Source organism: Microbacterium sp. JZ31, from assembly GCF_016805985.1.
In the GTDB taxonomy this organism is placed as follows: Bacteria; Actinomycetota; Actinomycetes; order Actinomycetales; family Microbacteriaceae; genus Microbacterium.
On record NZ_CP017661.1, the window covers coordinates 2,656,850 to 2,673,253 of the forward strand.

At 71.0% G+C, this 16,404-nt stretch carries 9 protein-coding genes; 5 read left to right on the forward strand and 4 right to left on the reverse strand.

Annotated elements, in window-relative coordinates:
• Nucleotides 1-19 precede the first annotated feature (19 nt).
• Nucleotides 20-7,096, forward strand: a complete 7,077-nt coding sequence (locus BJP60_RS12680; protein WP_203136141.1) for a DUF11 domain-containing protein — start codon at nt 20-22, stop codon at nt 7,094-7,096.
• Between the two features lie 34 nt (nt 7,097-7,130).
• Here BJP60_RS12680 and BJP60_RS12685 read toward each other — a convergent pair whose 3' ends face one another.
• Nucleotides 7,131-8,579 (reverse strand): XRE family transcriptional regulator, encoded by a 1,449-nt coding sequence (locus BJP60_RS12685; protein ID WP_203136143.1) that lies wholly within the window; start codon nt 8,577-8,579, stop codon nt 7,131-7,133.
• A 147-nt stretch (nt 8,580-8,726) separates the two neighbouring features.
• Here BJP60_RS12685 and aceA point away from each other — a divergent pair, with 147 nt between their 5' ends.
• The 4 genes from aceA to BJP60_RS12705 all read left to right on the forward strand — a co-directional run bounded on the left by aceA (nt 8,727) and on the right by BJP60_RS12705 (nt 14,172).
• Entirely contained in the window at nt 8,727-10,028 is a 1,302-nt protein-coding gene (aceA, locus tag BJP60_RS12690) for an isocitrate lyase (protein ID WP_203136145.1), read from the forward strand.
• 44 nt (nt 10,029-10,072) lie between these two features.
• The gene (aceB, locus tag BJP60_RS12695) at nt 10,073-11,734 is read left to right on the forward strand and encodes a malate synthase A (RefSeq protein WP_203136147.1); all 1,662 of its coding nucleotides are present in this window, start codon (nt 10,073-10,075) and stop codon (nt 11,732-11,734) included.
• Nucleotides 11,735-11,858: 124 nt separating this feature from the next.
• Nucleotides 11,859-12,668 (forward strand): alpha/beta fold hydrolase, encoded by an 810-nt coding sequence (locus tag BJP60_RS12700; protein WP_238439430.1) that lies wholly within the window; start codon nt 11,859-11,861, stop codon nt 12,666-12,668.
• 334 nt (nt 12,669-13,002) lie between these two features.
• A complete protein-coding gene (locus BJP60_RS12705) occupies nt 13,003-14,172 on the forward strand; it encodes an RtcB family protein (protein WP_203136149.1) in 1,170 nt (389 codons plus the stop codon).
• A gap of 55 nt (nt 14,173-14,227) precedes the next feature.
• Here the strand turns inward: BJP60_RS12705 and BJP60_RS12710 are convergent, their stop codons facing one another.
• The 3 genes from BJP60_RS12710 to BJP60_RS12720 all read right to left on the reverse strand — a co-directional run bounded on the left by BJP60_RS12710 (nt 14,228) and on the right by BJP60_RS12720 (nt 16,238).
• Nucleotides 14,228-14,944, reverse strand: a complete 717-nt coding sequence (locus tag BJP60_RS12710; protein ID WP_442923426.1) for an NUDIX hydrolase — start codon at nt 14,942-14,944, stop codon at nt 14,228-14,230.
• 80 nt (nt 14,945-15,024) lie between these two features.
• Complete coding sequence (locus BJP60_RS12715) at nt 15,025-15,585, reverse strand: NADPH-dependent FMN reductase (protein WP_203136150.1); 561 nt, start codon at nt 15,583-15,585, stop codon at nt 15,025-15,027.
• A 146-nt stretch (nt 15,586-15,731) separates the two neighbouring features.
• A complete protein-coding gene (locus BJP60_RS12720) occupies nt 15,732-16,238 on the reverse strand; it encodes a hypothetical protein (RefSeq protein WP_203136151.1) in 507 nt (168 codons plus the stop codon).
• Between the last annotated feature and the right edge of the window lie 166 nt (nt 16,239-16,404).

Sequence of the window (16,404 nt, forward strand, 5' to 3'; positions counted from 1 at the left end):
TGAGAGAGGGTGGTGGCGCATGGATCTCCGCACCGGTCGGACCGGAAAGCTTCGCACGCGCAGGAGGAGCCTCCCCCGAGCCGGTGTCGCCGCTCTCGCGGCGCTCATGCTCGCGTTCACGAGCCTGGTCGCGCTGCCCCAGTCGGCCGGCGCCGCCGACACGGTCGCCTTCGAATCGGTGAACCGCTCTTCGACGCCACTGCAGGGCAACCCCGTGGGCGGGCGGCGTTCCTGGAACGCCAACGGCGCGATCCTGTCGATCGGGAACAACCTGCTGAGCTGCTCGGGCGCGAACTGTGCGCAGACGCAGTCCGGACAGCGCAACGCCGACAACAACAACTTCGCGATGGCCGACCTCGACGTGGACGGCCTGGGCGGCACGCGCAACTCGTCTTCATCCGATCTGAACCTGCCCGCGGGCGCCACGGTCATCTGGGCGGGTCTGTACTGGGGCGCCCGTCTGACGGGCGCCACGAACGCCTCGAACGTCACGCAGGCCGATGCGCGGACGATGAAGTTCCGCGGCCCGCGAGACGGCACCACCTACCGGGAGCTCAGCGCCGAGTACTTCTTCGGCCCCAATACGAGCAGCTACAACGCGTACCAGGGCTTCTTCGACATCACATCGCTCGTGCAGCAGCAGGGCAGCGGCACGTATTGGGGAGCGGACGTCGCGGCGGGCCTCGGAGCCGACAGGTACGCAGGGTGGGCGATGACCGTGGTCTATTCGGCGCCCGGCATGCCGTTGCGCAACCTGACGGTGTTCGACGGCTTCGAGCTCATCCGACAGGGCGCGGCCGGCCAGCGCACGGTCACGGTGTCGGGCTTCCTCGCCCCTCCGAGCGGCAACGTCGACGCGCAGCTGACGATGCTGTCGTACGAGGGCGATCTCACCCTCACCGGTGACTACACGATGCTGAACAACACTCAGCTCGCGTCGGGCGCCTCGCCCGGTTCGAACTTCTTCAACAGCACCAACGACATGAACGGCTCGCTCACCGGCACCCGTAATCCGGCTCACCGCAACATGCTCGGATTCGACATCAAGAACTTCGGTGTCTCGGGCGTGATCCCGAACAGCGCCACGAGTGCGAGATTCACGTTCTCGTCGAACGGTGACGTGTACTACCCCGGTGCCGTAGGTTTGGCGATCAACCTCTACGCTCCCGACTACTCGACCTCGACCAAGACGGTCACGAACGCGGACGGCAACAGCCCCGCTCGTCCGGGCGACCGTCTGACCTATACGGTCACCATGAACAACACGGGCCTCGATGCCGCGACCGACGTCGTCTCGACCGACCCGCTGCCGGCGGACACCACGTTCGTGCCGGGCTCGCTGCGCCGGGTGGATCCCGCGACCGGCGCCACGATCGCCGCCCTGCCCGACAGCGGCTATGACGCGGCGTCCCGCACGATCACCGTGGGGCTGGGGGCCGGATCGACGGCGACGGGCGGCGGGCGCATGGCGTGCTCGGGCACCGCTTCCTGCAACGACGACGGCACCTCGCGACAGGCCTATGCCTTCGACGTGACGCTTGACGACGACTCGGGCGGCACGACCGTGACGAACCAGGCGAACCTCGGCTACGTCACCGAGACCACGGACACGCCGGCGTCGTACCAGACGAATCCCGCAGCCGTCGAGGTCGCGCAGCAGGCCGACGTGGCGATCACGAAGGAGATGAGCCCGGATTCCGCGCCCGCAGGCGCCGAGGTCAGTGCGACCCTGACAGTGGTGAACGAGGGCCCGAACCCGGCCGTGAACACCGTGGTCACCGATCCGCTCCCCGAGGGCTGGCTCGACGTCGCGATCGCCCCCGCCGTCGAGGGCTGCGCGATCGCCGACGGCGCGCTGAGGTGCGACTTCGGCACGCTGGAGGATGGCGGCACCCGCACCGTGACGCTCGTCGGCAGGACCGCATCCGACACGAGCGCGACCTCGCTGAGCAATGTCGCGACGGTCACGACCGACTCGTACGACAACGTCCCGGCCAACAACGTCTCCTCCGACACCGTCGCGCTGAACACGTCAGCCGACATCGTCGTCGAGAAGGCGGGACCGACGGATCCGGTCGTCCCCGGCACGGAGGTGACGTGGACGATCACCGCACGCAATGACGGCCCGTCGCTCGCCCGCAGCGTGGTGCTGTACGACACGCTGGCGGCGAGGGCGTCCGCCACCGTCACCGGGGCCTCGATCACGGGCGGCACGGGTGGGACATGCGCGCCGACCGGGGCGTCCGCGCTCTGCAGCCTCGCGACCCTGGCGGTCGGCGAGACCGCGACCATGACGGTGACGGGCGTCCTCAGCCCCGCTCTCGCGGCGGGCGCCGTTGCCGCGTTCAACTCGGTGCGCGGGGCGGCCGTCACGCCCGACCCGAACCTCGGCAACAACGCCGACGACGCACCGCTGACGATCGGCGAGCCGCGCGCCGACATCCGGATGACCAAGGAGGCGTCGCCCGACCCTGCCGTGCCGGGACGGCAGATCACGTACACCCTGCGGGCGACGAACTACGGCCCGTCCGACGCCGTCGGCGCGACCATCACGGACACACTGCCGGACGCGATCACGGGAATCCAGGCGAGCTCGTCGAGCGGCACGTGCACGGTCGAGGGTCAGACCGTGACCTGCGCCGGCATCGACCTGCAGGCCGGCACGGCCCCGGGTGCGCCCGGGCAGTCCATCACGGTCACGATCACGGGCACCATCGCCGCCGAGGCGGCCGGCGCACTCGAGAACACGGCCGAGGCGACGCTGCCGCCCGGCACCATCGACCCTGATCCGGGCACGAACACCCCGAGCGTCACGACGCCCCTGGTACCGCAGTTCGATTTGAGCGTGGCGAAGACGACCGGGCAGACCACGGTCCCGTCGACCGGCGGGCAGGAGTTCGCTTACGAGTTCGAGGTCGCGAACACCGGGCCGTCGGTGGCGCGCGGCGCGGTGCTCACCGACGACCTGCCGGCCGAACTCGTGTTCACGGACGATCTCAGCGGCTGCGGCGCGGGGACCTGGACGATCACCGATTCCGACGCGCGGATCGCCACGTGCGCGCTGCCCGACATCGCTCCGGGCGACTCGATCACGGTGACCCTGCGGGTCGCGGCCGTCGACGACATCGTCGAGCTGTCGCCTGAGACGATCACCAACGTCGCGAGCGTCGCAGCCGAGGGCGACATGGACGACGCCAACAACGAGGCCGAGTTCGTGCACCAGGGCAGCCCGGTGGTCGATCTCGCCGTGTCGAAGACGGCTGGTGCGTCTCCGGCCACGGCCGGCACGGCGCTGCCCTTCCAGATCGCGGTGAGCCGCCTCGACACCGAGGGCACGGCCCCGGTCGTGGGCGCGACCTACTACGACCTGATCCCAGCCGGCACGACCTTCGTCTCGAGCGACGCCGCAGGAGCCGCGATCCTGAGCCCGGGCCAAGCCGGGTACGCCGAATGCGTGGCGGGCTTCTACGGCGCCGCGGGCGCGCCCGGCGACGAGTCGCGCGCGTGCTTCACGGCGACGAGCCCGACCGGCGATCTCGACGACAGCGGCGCCGACACGTGGGAGTTCACCGTCACCGTGAGCCTTCCGCCGGGCTACGGCGAACCGACCGTGTCGAACACCGGTGTGGTGTCGGCCGACTACGGCGCGTTCGCCGTCTACGAGCCGAACCTGGCGAACAACCGCAGCACCGCTGCCGTGCCCACCGTGCAGTCGGCCGACGTGGTCGCGCGAGAGCTCGACGTCAGGGTCCCCGCAGGCCAGACCTACCTCGGCCCCGGCTCCCGCCGCGCGGTTCACCTCCAGATCGGCAACAACGGCCCGTCCGACGCCGTGAACCCGTCGTTCCAGATCACGCGCACGCTGGATGCGTACGCCGAGGACTGGTGGACGGACGATCCGCTCTGGGAGTGCACGCCCACGACCACCGTCCTGCAGTGCACGTACGACGGGGTGCTGATCGCGGGCGGCACGCTCGACATCGACTACGAGCTCGTGATCGCGGGCTCCGTCGACCCGACGGTGGCGGTGCCCGCGTCAGCCCAGCCCACCGGCACGTACGCGTACACCCCCGTCGCGGCTGACGGCTGGAACGACGCGTTCACGGAGCCGACCGACCCGCGTGACTACCCGCAGGCAGTCGACCCTGGCACCTACCTCGACTTCGTGCAGGTGTCGTCCGCGACTCCCGACCCCGTGTCGACCAACAACCGCGCGGTCGACGAGATCGAGGTGGAGTCGGCCGCGACCCGTCTGGAGGTCACGAAGGACCCCCTGCCGGGCTACGGCACGACGAACCCCGATCCGTCGGATCCGGATCACCTCGCCTTCGTCGCGGGCGGTCAGTTCGGATACCAGATCACGGCGCGGGTTCCGCGCGAGGAGGACTCCGGCTACGCGGACGCCCGGTCGGTCGTCCTGGACGACTGGCTGCCCGTCGGGTTCGTTCCGACCAGCGCATCCTCCGCCGGTGGCCTGTGCACCTTCACGCCGGAGTTCCCCGGCCCGCGCTACCACGTGGTGTGCGACCTCGGCACCCTCGCCGGCTACGGCGAGCCCGCGGCCTCGCCCGTCACCGTCAACATCGTGGGAACCGTGGACGCGCAGGCCAATCTGAGGTGGAACACCGCGAACCCCGACGGCGTGCCGGACGACGAGCTCGACGGCGCGGCCGAGCAGGTTCCGAACAAGGCGATCGCCTACCCCGCGACGAGCGAGGAGGATCCCGGCACACCGCTTCTCGACCCCGAGACGGACTGCGCACCGGACGATGCGCCGGCCGCGGGCGGGTTCATCGAGGAGTGCGCAACGGCGTCGACGTCGGTCGACATCATCGAACAGTCGAACCTGCGGCTCGTGAAGACCGCCGATCAGGCCGTGGTGAACGCAGGCGGCTCGATCGGCTTCACCCTCACCGTCCTCAACCAGGGCCCCTCCGACGTCCAGCACGCACTGATCACGGACACGTTCCCGGCCGGCCTGACGCTGGATCCGGACAGCCCGGCCCTCGACGGCAACCCGGACAACCCGGACTATGTGGCCGCGGACGGCGAGACCTACCCGCTGTGCGAGGACTACGACGCAAAGGACACCCACGTGATCGGCGAGGGTCCGTTCGAGGACCCGGTCAAACCCGACGAAGCCGACCCCGACGGGGAGACCTGGCTGTGCCAGGTGCTCGCGATCGGAGCCGGGGAGCAGCGCTCCATCCACCTGACCGCCAATGTGCCCGCGGACTTCGATCCGACCGTCGCGCACACGGAGGACGGCGGGCTGGAGCGCCTGGCGGAGGCCCTGGTGAACCGGGCCAACTCGGGTGCGGTGAGCTGGGAGACGGACCTCGGCGACAACCAGGCGACCGCGCCGTTCGACGTGGCACGGCTCGCCGACGTGGCCATCACCGCCAACGCGAGCACCACGACCCCGGCGGCCGGTCAGCTGATCACGTTCAGCGGCGTGGCGACGAGCAACGGGCCGTCCGACGCGTTCAACACGCGCGGGTACACGGATTTCCCGGCCGGGTTCATTCCCGTCAGCGCCCGCGTGCCGTTCAACGACTGCTTCTGGGAGTCTCCACCGGGCACCCCGGTGCCGCCGGGCGGCGGCAACCCGTCGTCGTTCTCCAACGAGTGGACGAGCCCGCTGGTCACGACGACCGACGACGGCGCGGCGGTGCCGACCGCGGAGCTCGAGGGGTCGACCTACGATCCGGCGCGGCAATACCGCCTGGTCTGCGGCGTGCAGGGCGGATCCGCCACCGCGTTCGCTGCCGGAGCCGGCACGTCGAACACGGTGATGATGTGGGTCCCGGCGGACACCCCGACGGGCACCTACACGACGGCGGACCATATCGAGAACGACGTCCCCGAGTCGACGTACGCGAACAACGACGCGTCGGTGGACGTGTTCGTCAACCACGTCTCGGACACCGCGGTCGTCAAGACGCTGGTGGAGCCGTCCGGCGATGACATCGAGCGGGGCCGCGAGGCCACGTGGCAGATCAAGGCGTACAACTTCGGCCCCTCGGTCGCCGACGACGTGACCGTCTCGGACAACGTGCCGGACAACACCGAGTTCGTGTCGGCGACCGTGCCGGACGGCACGTGCGCCGTGTACGAGGCGACCGGCAACACGGCGGACGACAACCCGATCATCCGGTGCGATCTGGGCACGCTCGACGTGTCGGAGTTCACGGATTCCGACGGGGACGGCGGCTTCGACGCGGGCGAGGAGGTCACGAACGACCGGTCGCGGATCATCACGATCACGCTGCGCGTCCTCCCCGACGTCGAGATCGGCGACGAGATCTGCAACGCCGCGATGATCGGATCGGGTTCCCTGGATCCGAACGCGGGCGAGGCGACGGATCCGAGCGATCCCGAGTCCGGAGATCTCACCACGGCGGGCGGCAACAACTGGTCGCAGGACTGCGCGACGGTCGTCGAGCCGCCCGCGACCGACGTGTCGATCGGGATCACTCCCCCGACTCAGGAGCGCCGGGACGGCGAGCGGGCGGATCTGACCGTGACCGTGCGCAACAACGGGCCGGATCTCGCGACCGGCGTGACCGCGGTGCTCGAGACGCCCGCGGGCTACGTCGATTACTCCGGCACCGCGATCGAGTGGCCGGACGGCATGGAGCAGCCGCCGGACGGCGTCGTCGGCTCCCTGACGTTCGACGTCGGCACGCTGCAGCCGGGCGAGCAGGTGGTCTATGCCGTCACGGGCGCGGCCACCGGTGAGCCGGGCGATGTCCTGCCGTTCACGGGCAGGACCGCGCACGACGAGCCCGACACGGTCGAGGCGAACAACGTCGACGCGGCGGAGATCACCATCCTTGGCGTGCCGGCACCGACGCCCTCGCCCACGCCGACGGAACCCGGTCCGACGCCGACCGATCCCGCGCCAGAGCCGCCGGCTGCGGGTCCGGGACCGGCCGATCCGGGTGGTGCGCTGCCGCCGACCGGCGCGGACATCGCGGGCTGGGTGATCGCGGGGGTTGTGGCGCTCGCCCTGGGCGCCGGCCTGTTCTGGTTCTCGCGCCGCCGCCGCGACGAGTCGTCCGACGCGGCCACCCCGGTCGACCAGGACGTGTGACCGACCGGGGCGCCGGAGGCGCGGCGCCCCGGCCTCATCCCATGGGTGCGTTGCGGTCGAGGAACTCGTAGACCTCGGTGGTGTCGACGCCGGGGAACGCGCCGGTCGGCAGCGTCGCAAGCAGCGTGCGCGGCGTGCTGACGTGCGGCCACGCGCCGTCGCGCCAGGTCCGCTCCAGCTGTTCGGGCGGGCGTCGGCAGCACACCTCGACCGCGTGGCGGGACAGGCCGCGGTGCGGGGTGTCGCGGCCGACGAACCACTTCGTGTCCTCGAACCGCACGCCCACGCTCACCGAGTGCGCCCCCTGCGCCGAGTGCTCGACGCGGGCCGTGCACCAGTACGTGCCGTTGCCCGTGTCCGTGTACTGGTAGTACGGGTTGAAGCGGTCCTGCTCCGTGAACACGACCCGGCTCGTCCAGCGGCGGCAGCACATCTGCCCCTCGATCGCGCCGAGCGGATCCGCCGGGAAGTTCACGTCGTCGTTCTCGTACGCCTTCGTGATCGTCCCCGACTCGTGCACCTTCAGGAAGTGCACCCGGATGCCCAGGTGGCGCGTCGCGAGATTCGTGAACCGGTGGGCGGCGGTCTCGTACGACACCGAGTAAGTGTCGCGCAGATCCTCGATCGAGATCGCCTTGCGCTTCTTGGCGTCCTCGAGCACCTCGACCGCATGCCGTTCCGGCATCAGCAGCGCGCCCGCGAGGTAGTTCTGCTCGACGCGCTGGCGCAGGAACTCGGCATAGTCGGTCGGCTCGGCGTGGCCCAGCACGCGCGCCGTGAGCGCCTGCAGCACGGCGCTGCGCGGGTCCCCGCGGTGGCGGTCCGACAGGTAGAGCCGGCCGTGGCGCAGGTCGAGCACGCTGCGCGTCGTCTGCGGCAGGTCGGGCACGTGGTGGATCGTGAACCCCAGGTGGGAGGCGATATCGCTGGTCGCGCGCTGGGTCAGTGGTCCGCCGGGATGCCCGACCGCGCGCAGCAGCTCGTGCGCCGCCTTCTCCAGCTCGGGGAAGTGGTTGTCCTGCGTGCGCATCAGGCGCCGCAGCTCGACGTTCGCGCGGCGCGCCTGCTCGGGGGTGGCCGACCGCTCGTCGTGCAGCCGGTCGATCTCGCCCGACAATCGCAGGATGGTGCGCAGCAGCTCGTCGGGAGTCGACTTCGGGATCCGGAACGGGCTGATCCCGAGCGCCTGCAGCCTGGCGCCGCGCAGCGCGAGCTCGACGCCGATCTCGAGCTCGGCCCGCTCGTCGAGCGGCTCGGCCTGCAGCAGCGCGTCCATCGTCGTGCCGAGCGCCTTCGCGATCGCACGCAGCATCGACAGCCGCGGCTCGCGCCGGCCGTTCTCGATCATCGACATCTGACTGGGTGCACGCCCGACCTGCGCGGCGAGCGCTTCGAGCGTCATGCCGCGCTCACCGCGGAGCCGGCGGATCCGCCTCCCGATCGCGAGCGCGTCGGCCTCATCCAGTTCTTCGTCGAGCTGCATGCGGGAGATCCTGCCACAGAGATCCGTTTCGCAGAAAGAGCGGCGAACTTCTGTTCACCGATCCGGTTCGAACCGCCGATCCTTCGCCCATGGTGGATCCATCGACACCACGTCCCGCCAGCGGGATCCGAACCGAGGAGCACGACGATGAGCTATCCGGGAGACCAGATCCAGACCGCCGACGACCTCCGCCTCGAGTGGGGCGCCGACCCGCGCTGGAACGGCGTCCGCCGCGACTACACGGCCGAGGACGTCATCCGGCTGCGCGGCAGCGTCCGCGAGGAGGCGACGCTCGCCCGCCGCGGCGCCGAGGTGCTGTGGGAGCGCCTCACGGCGCACCGCGACGGCGGCGACGCGTTCATCCGCGCGCTCGGCGCGCTGACGGGCAACCAGGCCGTGCAGCAGGTGCGCGCGGGCCTGAAGGCGATCTATCTGTCGGGGTGGCAGGTCGCCGCCGACGCGAACCTGTCGGGCCAGACCTACCCCGACCAGTCGCTGTACCCCGCCAACTCGGTGCCGGCCGTGGTGCGCCGCATCAACAACGCGCTGCTGCGCCAAGACCAGCTCGAGACCGCCGAGGGCACCCGCACGCGGGACTGGCTCGCGCCGATCGTCGCCGACGCGGAGGCCGGGTTCGGCGGGCCGCTGAACGCGTACGAGCTTGCGCACTCGATGATCCAGGCGGGCGCCGCGGGCATCCACTGGGAGGACCAGCTCGCGAGCGAGAAGAAGTGCGGCCACCTGGGCGGCAAGGTGCTCGTGCCGACGCAGCAGCACATCCGCACGCTGAACGCGGCGCGCCTGGCCGCGGACGTCGCAGGTGTCCCGACCATCCAGATCGCCCGCACCGACGCCCTGGCGGCCGACCTGCTCACGAGCGACGTGGACGAGCGCGACCGCGCCTTCCTCACGGGCGAGCGCACGAGCGAGGGGTTCCACCGGGTGCGGGGCGGCATCGATCCCGTCATCTCCCGTGGCCTCGCCTACGCGCCCTACGCCGACCTGCTGTGGGTCGAGACCGGCACGCCCGACATCGAGCTCGCGCGGGAGTTCGCCGCGGCGATCCACGCCGAGTTCCCGGGCAAGATGCTCGCGTACAACTGCTCGCCGAGCTTCAACTGGCACCGCGCGCTGACCGACGCGCAGATCGCGTCGTTCCAGGACGAGCTCGGCGAGCTCGGCTACCGGTTCCAGTTCATCACGCTGGCCGGCTTCCACGCCCTGAACCACTCGATGTACCGGCTCGCCCGCGGCTACGCGCACAGCGGCATGACCGCGTACGTCGAGCTGCAGGACGCCGAGTTCGCGGACGAGGCCGACGGCTACACCGCCACCAGACACCAGCGGGAGGTCGGCACGGGGTACTTCGACCACGTGTCGACCGCGCTCAACCCCGCGAGCGCGACTCTCGCCCTCGCCGGCTCCACCGAGACGGCTCAGTTCCACTGAGGCCCACCAGGCCCGGACACGCAACCACTTCTCTGGAGGACATCATGACCATCACCGACATCGCTCCCCCGCCGCGCGCGATCCGCCAGGAGCCGCAGCGCATCGTGCCGACCCTGACCGTCGTCGGGCCGCTGCACGACCGGTTCGAGGAGATCCTGACGGGCGAGGCGCTCGCGTTCGTCGCGCAGCTGCACGAACTCTTCGCCGGGGCACGCTACGACAGGCTCGCCGACCGGATGCGCCACGGCTACGAGATCGGCAACGGCCGCGACCCGCGGTTCCGCGAGGACACGGCCCGCATCCGCGAGGACGCCTCGTGGCGGATCGCGGGCGTGGGACCGGGGCTCGAGGATCGCCGCGTCGAGATCACGGGGCCGACGGACCCGCGCATGGCGATCAACGCGCTGAACTCGGGCGCGCGCGTGTGGCTCGCCGACCAGGAGGACGCCACCAGCCCGACCTGGCGCAACGTGATCGGCGGTCAGCTCTCGCTGTACGACGCGATCCGCGGGCAGCTGACGTTCACGTCGCCGGAGGGCAGGCGCTACGAGGTCACGGCCGAGCGGACTCCGACGATCGTGATGCGCCCGCGCGGCTGGCACCTGGAGGAGCACCACCTGCACTTCACGGACAAGTACCGACGCACGATGGCGGCGTCCGGATCGCTCGTCGACTTCGGGCTCTACGCGTTCCACAACGCGCAGGCCCTGATCGATCAGGGCCGCGGACCGTACTTCTACCTGCCGAAGATCGAGTCGGCGGAGGAGGCCCGCCTGTGGGACCAGGTCTTCACCTTCACGGAGCACTACCTCGGGATCGCGCACGGCACGATCCGCGCGACCGTGCTGATCGAGACGCTGCCGGCCGCGTTCGAGATGGAGGAGATCCTGTACGAGCTGCGCGATCACTGCGCGGGGCTCAACGCGGGTCGCTGGGACTACATCTTCTCGATCATCAAGACCTACCGCGGCCGCGGATCGCGCTTCGTGATGCCGGATCGCAACCAGGTGACCATGACGGTCGACTTCATGCGGGCGTACACCGAGCTGCTCGTGAAGACCTGCCACAAGCGCGGCGCCCACGCGATCGGCGGCATGAGCGCCTTCATCCCGAACCGGCGCGACCCCGAGGCGAACGCCCGTGCGCTCGAGCAGGTCGCGGCCGACAAGCGGCGCGAGGCCGCGGACGGCTTCGACGGCACGTGGGTGGCGCACCCCGACCTCATCCCGGTCGCGCGCGCCGAGTTCGACGCCGTGCTCGGCTCGCGGCCGAACCAGCTCGAGCGTCAGCGCGACGACGTGCAGGTGTTCGAGCGGCACCTGCTGAACCTCTGGATCGGTCGTCCGATCACCGACGCGGGCGTGCACGCGAACGTGTCGGTCGCGCTGCGCTACATCGAGGCGTGGCTGCGCGGCCAGGGCGCCGTCGCGATCGACGGCCTCATGGAGGACGTCGCGACCGCCGAGATCTCGCGGTCGCAGATCTGGCAGTGGATCCGTCAGGAGAAGTCGACCCAGGAGGGCACGCTCATCACGCGCGAGCACGTGTCCACGCTCGTCGACCGGGTGCTCGCCGAGGTCGACCGGCGCGACGGCGACCGCTTCGACCAGGCCGCGGAGGTGTTCCGCGACGTGGCGCTGTCGGAGGGCTTCCGCCCGTTCCTCACCACGCGCGCTTACGCCGAGTTCCTGGTCGAGACCGCCTGAGACCGGGCGGCGCGATCCGCCGCCCACCGGGGCGCCCCGCTTGCTGCGCGGGGCGCCCCTCTCGCTGCGCCCACGAGGCCCGCGCGGACACACCCACTCCGGCTGCCCTACATTCGGAGTCCTGATGACCCTTGATCGCCTCCTCGCTCGCCCGACCGCCGACATCGCATACTCGGACCGAGGCGTCGGCCGTCCCGATGTCGTCCTGACGCATGGCGCGGGAGTGGACCATGCGATGTTCGAGGCGCAGGCCGCGTCGCTCGCGCAGCGCGGGGTCCGGGTGATCCTGTGGGATCTGCGCGGTCATGGACGGTCGAGCATCGCGCAAGGCACCCGCTTCACGGCGCGCGATGCCCTCGGCGATCTCGACGCGCTGCTGCGCGCCTGCGGCACGGCCGCACCCGTGCTCGTCGGACACTCGCTCGGCGGCAACCTCGCTCAGGCCTTCGCGCAGCGTCACCCGGACCGGGTGACAGGAGTGGTCGTGCTGGACGCCACCTGGAACGCGGGTCCGCTCTCGAGGCCCGAGCGGAGCGCACTGCGCCTGGCGGCCCCCATCTTGTCCCTGATTCCCGCGCGCGCCCTCCCGCACCTGATGGCCCGTGCATCGGCGCAGTCGCCGGAGGCGATCGCGCTCACGGAAGCGGCGTTCGCACGCATGCCCAAGCGCCGCTTCCTCGAGGTCTGGAGGGCCACCACCTCATTGGTCTCGCCGGACCCCGGCTTCCGTTCCGCGGTGCCGATCGCGCTGATCCGCGGCGCGCGGGATCGCACCGGCAACATCGCCGCGGCGATGCGGCGGTGGGCGGCCGCCGAGGACATCGTCGAGCGCGTCATCCCGGATGCCGGCCACATGGTGACCTGGGACGCACCGGACGCGGTCTCTCGCGTGCTCATCGGCGTCCTGCGCGACTGGAAGCTCTTGCCGGAGTGACGCGTCAACCCGTCCCCACCCCCGCGCGGCGTTGACATCCCGGGCGTGTCGCCGATACGGTGGCAAGTCCGTGCCGGCCGGCGCGGAACGAAAAGGCAGGCCGAGAGGACGACCGTGAGCGCATTCCCGCAGCCCACGCCGGTTCTGGGGAACCCCCGGAACCGCGAAGAGTCGTGCCCTCCGGCGCCGGTCGTCTAGGCAGCATCCCGCTGGCCTCACGCCCCGCACCGCACAGGTCCGGGGCGTCTTCCTTTCCGCACAGCCGCCCACCGGCAGCCGCGGGAGCGAGCACCCGGATCCGGACCCGCCGCTCTCCCCCACAAGGAAAGGAATCATGGAGAGGCTCTCGAAGCACCTGCTGTCGTGGGCGTCGCTCCTGGACGAGCTCACGCTCGAGCAGGCGCGCGTCTCGTCGCGGATGCCGTTCATCCACCCGCACCTGGCCCTCATGCCCGACGCCCACCTGGGCAAGGGCGCGACGGTCGGGTCGGTGATCCCGACGCTCGGGGCGATCATGCCCGCGGCCGTCGGGGTCGACATCGGCTGCGGCATGATCGCCGTGCGCACCCAGTTCACCCGCGAGCACCTCGCCGGCCGCGACCTGAAGCCGCTGCGCGAGGCGATCGAGCGCGCGATCCCGCTCTCGGCCGGGCGCGACAACCGCAAGGTCGTCGCCACCGCCGCTCCGCGGGTCGCCGAGCTCGAGCAGCGCGCCGAGCGCGCCGGGTTCGATCCGGCGACGTACGCGGGTCGCTGGCGTCTGCAGCTGGGGTCGCTCGGATCCGGGAACCACTTCATCGAGGTCTCCGTCGACGAGACGGATGGGATCTGGATGTTCCTGCATTCCGGATCGCGGGGCGTCGGCAACAGGATCGCCACGCATCACATCGCGGTCGCGCAGCGGATCGCGAAGGAGCAGCGGATCGACCTGCCCCACCGCGACCTCGCCTACCTCACGGAGGGCACGCCCGAGTTCGACCGGTACATCCGCGAGCTCCGGTGGGCGCAGCACTTCGCCCTGCTGAACCGCGAGGAGATGATGGATCGCGTCGCACGTCAGCTCGGGGAGTTCCTCGGCGAGGACGTGATCGAGCACGAGCGGATCAACTGCCACCACAACTTCACGGAGAAGGAGACGCACGCGGGCCGGGAGGTGTGGGTGTCGCGCAAGGGCGCGATTCAGGCCGACGCCGGCCGGGCGGGCCTGATCCCCGGCTCGATGGGCACGGCGTCGTACGTGGTCGAGGGCCTCGGCAACCCGCTGTCGCTGAACTCGTCGCCGCACGGCGCGGGCCGCGAGCACTCGCGGTCGGCGGCGCGGCGGATGTTCACGCACGCGCAGCTGCGCGAGGCGATGAGGGGCATCGAGTACCGCGACACCGAGGCGTTCCTCGACGAGATCCCCGCCGCCTACAAGCCGATCGACCGGGTCATGGCGGACGCGGCCGATCTCGTGACCATCCGGCACACGCTGCGCCAGCTCGTCAACGTGAAGGGCGACTGACCATCGCGCGAAGGCCCGCATCCATCGAGGATGCGGGCCTTCGTCGCGTCGACGCTCACGCCGGCAGCGGGATCACCCTCGTCTCGTCCCACGGCTCGGCCCAGCCGAGGCGATCGAACAGCGCGTCGAGCAGCATCGCCGTGAAGCCCCACACGAGGTGCTCGTCCACCGTGAACGCGGGGCCGCGCCACTCGCGCCCGTCGCGGTGGATGACCGTGACGCCGCGATGCGCCGGGTCCAGCAGGTCGGCGACCGGCGCGCGGAAGACGGCGGACGACTCCCCCACGTCGACGACGCGCACGGGCGACGGCTTCCGCCACCACCCGAGCACGGGCGTCACGAGATGCCGCGAGAACGCCAGCGGCACCTCGGGCAGGGCGCCGAGCACGTCGACGCCCGCGGGATCCAGGCCGGTCTCCTCCTGTGCCTCGCGCAGGGCGGTCGCGGCGGCATCGGAATCGCCCGGGTCCACCCGCCCACCGGGGAAGGCCACCTGGCCGGGGTGCGCCCGCAACGTGGCCGCGCGGGAGAGCAACAGCACGTCGAGGTCGCGCGAGACGACGGGATCCGGCGTCTCGGCGGCCGAACGATCCAGCCGCCCGAACAGCAGCAGGACGGCCGCGGCGCGCGGCGAGGCGGCGCGGGGCATGTCGGCGAGCAGCGGGAGGTCGGTGCCCACGAGCGCGGCGAGCTCGTCCCGCGCGCTGCGCACTCCGTCCGTCACCCCACCGACGCTACCCGTCGTCGGTGCACCCGGCGCCGATCCGGACATCCGCACGGATCCGGATGTCACGGAGCCGCGCGATCCGGAACGGTGCAGATCTCCGGATCCGTGCGGCGACGCGCCGGTCCTCACCCGCGCAGCGGCTTGAGCGCTCCCGCCCAGCGTTCGACCTGCGCGAACATCTCCTGCGCGATCGGCGGATGGTGGTCGCCGGGTGTGAAGTCCTGGTAGTCCACGAAATCGGTCGCCAGCAGGAAGTTCACCGCCGTGCGGACATCGGCGATCTGCAGCTCCCCGCACATCCCGCGCAGGTGCTCGATCGCACGGGCGCCGCCGATGGATCCGTACCCGACGAACCCCGCGGCCTTGTCGTTCCACTCGGCGTAGAGGTAGTCGATCGCGTTCTTGAGCGCTCCGGAGGTCGACCGGTTGTACTCGGGCGTGACGAACACGTAGCCGTCGTACTGCCCGATCAGCTCCGCCCACCGCTTGGTGTGCTCATTCTGGTAGTGGCCCTGTGACGGCGGGATGGGCTCGTCGAGCAGCGGCAGCTCATGGTCGGCGAGGTCGATCAGCTCGTACGTCGCGGGCCGGTCGGCGGCCTGGGACATCACCCAGTCGGCGACATCCTCGCCGTTGCGGCCGGGCCGGGTGGTGCCGAGGATCACGGCGATGCGGAGGTCGGTCATCGGAGCTCCTTCGTTCGTCGGAGCCTCGATGCTCGCAGGAGACCGGATGATCCGCACGCGGCTTGACAGCCCTCCCGCCTGCTCGTTGAGCGAGCGAAGCGAGTCGAAACGCCGCTACGCGTCCCGGTGACCTCACCGCACCCGCGTCAGCCGCAGTTCGGGCAGACCCCGGTCAGCGGCATCTGCATGAAGCAGGTCATGCAGATCTGGCCCTCGCGCGGCTCGGTCGCGCCCGCGCGCGGGGCCGCGGTGGTGCCGGATGACGTGCGCGGTGCCGCCGTCCGCTTCTTCGCGCGGTCGGCGAGCGGGCGCTCGCGGGTCTCGTAGTGCGTGATGCCCCATGCGCCGCGGAATCGGCGGCTGGGCCAGCGCGGACGGTCGCCCGCCAGTCGCTCCGCGTCCGTCTCCGAGCGGAACCCCGTCGTGTAGCCGTCGTGCACCTCGAGCGCGGGGCCGCCGGCGCTGCGCTCGAGCTTGAAGTAGGTGCGGAAGCCGACGATCGCGGACGCGTTCACGCCCTGGGCGATGCCGCGCAGCAGCTCGAGGTTGCCCACGGGTGTGCCGTAGCGCACGAACGCCTCCTCGATCGAGGCCATCTGCACGGCCCGACCCTCCTTGGCGTGGTCGATGGATCGCTCGGGCGTGCTGCTCATTCCTCCATTGTCGTCCGTCCCGGCTGAGCGCGCGCCCGGGCCGGTCGTTGCGCCCGCAAAGCGGGGGGGGAAACGCCTCGACGTAGCGGACCAGGCGAGGGGATCGCCGGAGACGCCTGCGGAGCCCGCAGAAGACGTCGATCCCCCTCACCGTCGAACGGCGACC